3 protein-coding genes are annotated in these 3,910 nt (G+C 44.0%); all 3 read left to right on the top strand.

Annotated elements, in window-relative coordinates; all coding sequences use genetic code 11:
• Positions 1–713 precede the first annotated feature (713 nt).
• The 3 genes from ACFPYJ_RS02215 (at position 714) to ACFPYJ_RS02205 (ending at position 3,810) form a co-directional block, all read left to right on the top strand.
• Positions 714–2,354 (top strand): PhoX family protein, encoded by a 1,641-nt coding sequence (locus tag ACFPYJ_RS02215; RefSeq protein WP_379186416.1) that lies wholly within the window; start codon positions 714–716, stop codon positions 2,352–2,354.
• Between the two features lie 20 nt (positions 2,355–2,374).
• Positions 2,375–2,590, top strand: a complete 216-nt coding sequence (tatA, locus tag ACFPYJ_RS02210) for a twin-arginine translocase TatA/TatE family subunit (protein ID WP_379186415.1) — start codon at positions 2,375–2,377, stop codon at positions 2,588–2,590.
• Between the two features lie 617 nt (positions 2,591–3,207).
• Positions 3,208–3,810: a recombinase family protein gene (locus tag ACFPYJ_RS02205; RefSeq protein WP_379186414.1), complete on the top strand. Its 603-nt coding sequence runs from the start codon at positions 3,208–3,210 to the stop codon at positions 3,808–3,810.
• Positions 3,811–3,910: the final 100 nt, after the last annotated feature.

Below are 3,910 nucleotides of genomic sequence, written 5' to 3'. Positions count from 1 at the left end.
GGCAAGGATTGTCAAGCGTGTTTTATCGGAAAGGAGTTTAAGGGTTTCGGCTAATGCATCTAAGGAAATCATTCCATATCACCTCGTTTCGGTTATTCTCACTGAGGAGTGATGTGATATCCCTTATCGAATATCCATTAGTATTATAACCAAACCCTTTAATATAAGTAAAGCATTATATTAGTGAGTGCTAATTTAATTATTTGATAACAATACGTTAACAATCCGAAAACATTCACGATTTAAGATCATAAGCGAATTGATATATAAGCACTTAATAATATCATGATAAGGGAGAGAAGAAAGCAAAATGGTTGTCTTTCAGTATTATTGCCATCATGGTAGTCGTGTTGGCCGGATGTGGATCGAGCAAAGAAGGAAACACGGGGGGATTTTAAAGGGCCTATATATTGAAGTTAATTAGGTGTGTAGTTTGCTTGATAGCATCAGTCAAACAAGGTTCCAGAAAAGTTTTTCCTTGGGATCTTGTTTGCTTTCAAATAATTAGAAAGACTGGAAAGTAGGACAGGGATGTGATCAGACATTCAACTTAACAAATTGGCGGCAAACGGGAGGAATAGAGAAATCTGAATATAGATTAAATTACCCATAAAGCCCAAATTTACATATTTAACACACAGAGTTAACCTCCCTCGTATAAAACAGCAATATAGTTTTTTAGGACTAGCAAATTTTTTGAAGGAGTGAATACATTGAATAATAATATCGACCGTAAAACATTCTTATCCTATGTTGGAAAAGGAGCAGCTGCTCTGGCAGTTGCATCTGCAGGTCTCGGGACACTGGATGGTAAAGTAAATGCTGCATCTTCAACTGCGAACCATCTCTTCGGATTCAAAACGAATAAGGTCAGCGGCTACTTTGAACCTATCACTCCTTCCAAAGAAGACCAATTGATTCTTCCCAAAGGCTTTAAATACGATGTAATCGCTGCTATGGACGACATCATCAATCAGGCTGGCGAAAAATTCGGTGACGGCTCCGATTATAATGCCTTCTTCCCGTTGGAAGGCTCGAATGTACGCGGTTTGCTGGTGAATAACCATGAATATACGGGTGTATTTAGCATTGGCCCGATCAAAGACGGCAAGATGACAGCCGATCAAGTCCAGAAGAACCTCTACTACCAGGGAATGTCCGTCATCGAAATTTACCGTGATGAGAACGGAACGTGGAAGATGGATACCAAATCCAAGCATGCCCGCCGCATCAATGGCTTCACCAAATTTGAATTGACCGGCCCGGCCAAGGGTACAGCAGCGCTTGGCGGCGCAACAACCGCGCAGGGCACGTTCGCGAACTGCTCCGGCGGTGTGACACTTTGGAACACGGCGCTTTCCTGTGAAGAGAACTATTCCGATACCGCCGAAGTGTCCAAGCTGCCCTCGACTCACTACGGCTGGGTCGTTGAAATCGATCCCTTCGACAAAACATATCTAAAGAAGCATACTGCCCTCGGCAGGTTCAATCATGAAAATACCGCGATGGGACTTGCAGCAGACGGACGTGTAGTCGTATATATGGGTGACGATGTGAAAGACGCCTGCGTTTACAAATTCATCAGCAAAGGCAAGTTCGATAAATCCAAAGGCCGCGCCAACTCCGCTCTTCTGGAATCCGGTACTCTATATGTCGCCAACCTGAAAACGGGCAAATGGATTCCCATCACGTTGGATGGCGTATTAAAAGCAGCTGAAGGCAAAGCGGATGTCCAGGCAAAATTCAAAACGCAAGGCGACGTCGTTACCTTGTGCCAGGAAGCGTCCCGGCTGGTAGGGGGAACGCCGACAGACCGTCCCGAGGATATCGAAATTTCACCGTTCGATAACACGGTGTTTATTGCGCATACGAACAATGATAATCATGGCAACATTCATGGGCATATCACCAGAATCTTCGAAGCGAACAACGATCTTGGCGCACTTGATTTTGATTTCGAGATCTTTGCTGCAGGCGGCAGACAGTCCGGCTTCAGTTCACCGGACAACCTGGTATTCGATTCAGACGGGGATCTCTGGGTGGTAACCGACATTTCCAGTACCAGCCAAAACAAAGGCGTATACAAATCCTTTATGAACAACGGCCTGTTCGTCATTCCGACTTCAGGTCCGAGTAAAGGCATTGCGCTTCAATTCGCCTCCGGTCCAGTGGAAAGCGAAATGACAGGTCCATTCTTCACACCGGACGAGCAGACCCTGTTTCTTTCTATCCAGCATCCTGGAGAAGAAACGAAAGATTTGCAGAATCCAACAAGCCGCTGGCCGCACCGCAGCGGCGACCTCAAGGCCCGCGCTGCTGTAGTGGCGATTAGTGGCTTCAAGCTCGGAAAATAATGTGAAGGAGATGTGTTAACATGCCTTTTGGAAACATTGGTATTGGCGGATTGGTCCTGATTCTAATTATCGCCCTTATTATCTTCGGACCATCCAAGCTCCCCGAGCTTGGCCGCGCCTTCGGTCGCACGCTGAGTGAATTTAAAGGAGCGACACGGAATCTGGTTGGCGGGGAAGAAGACGAGAAACAGAAGTATGCTGATCCTGTGCAGCCTTCTTTACCGCAGAATAAATAAATACGCGATTCAAACGATCTAAATGTAGCTTTATTCTCTTAATCGTGGGCGTTACCATCATCCCTCCCGATTTCTTGTCGGATATTATTGTGATAATCCCTCTCTTCCTGCTGTATGAAATCAGCATAACGATTTTGAGGGTTGTCTACAGGAAGCATCTTAACCCGCAGAATGATGCGAGCTGAATTGAATGGATTAAAAAAACAGAGCGAGCCGGATTTTGGCTGCTCTGTTTTTTGCGTACTGTGTGCCGCAGGGATTCGGGCCAACACGCTGTAATAGAGTAGAGAGAGATCATAGTTTCCTCTTGGATTGGATTGCATTGAGGAATAAATAAAAGATAGCTGAATAACACAGTGTAAACAACAGTCCTTTTGTATTTTTCAAGAGTTGAAAATGTCGAACACTGGATAATAAGAGTATTCTAACCTGACGAATTTAGTATCCTCACCAAGTTCTCTATCCCAAGATACAGTGTCATAAAGCATACTTTTTGAAATAGTCAAAAACCCTCTTAAAAATACATGTCAAAAACTATCAAAATAATTATTGAAATATTTCGCGATTTGTTTATAGTTATTGACATACTAAAGTATTTCAAAAGGGGGAGTGACTTTATGAAATTGGGATACGTAAGAGTGTCATCCAAGGACCAAAATACAGAACGTCAGCTGAAGAAAATGCACGAGCTCGGAATTGAGGAACGATACATATTTGTTGACAAGCAAAGCGGCAAGGATTTTGACAGACCCAAATACCAGGCAATGAAAATGATGATTCGAGAGAAAGATTTGGTTTATCTGGATGCCCTTGATCGGCTCGGCCGTGACTATGATGGAATTATCCGCGAATGGAGACACATCACAAGAGAAGTAAACGCCGACATCATCGTCTTGGAAAATGAGTCTTTGTTCGATAGTCGCAAGTTCAAAACAATGGGTGATTTAGGAAAACTGCTTGAAGATCAATTCCTTTCCATGCTTTCTTACGTAGCTGAACAAGAGCGTAAGAAGATCAAGCAGCGTCAGGCGGAAGGGATCGAAGTGGCTCTTGGAAGAGGGGTTCGATTCGGTAGACCAAAGCAGGGGGTCACCGAGGAATTTAAGAAGGTTTATCATGAATGGAAAAGTGGTGGGATGACTGCTGTGGCTGCGATGAAGCAATTGGGATTGAAACCAAACACATTTTATCGCCGTGCAAAGGAATTAGAGAAGGTGTAATCAATAAAAACTGTCGTGGCCTGGCTTCGTGGTATTATCCCCTTCAAGTAGACACTCAGAAAAAAACCTTATGGTACCATAAGGAATGAGTGAACTTGGA

Origin of the sequence: Paenibacillus solisilvae (assembly GCF_042656405.1) — a bacterium.
GTDB lineage: Bacteria > Bacillota > Bacilli > Paenibacillales > Paenibacillaceae > Paenibacillus_Z > Paenibacillus_Z solisilvae.
The sequence above is the reverse complement of the archived record's forward strand: the minus strand, read 5'-3'. Positions and strand labels throughout refer to the sequence as shown.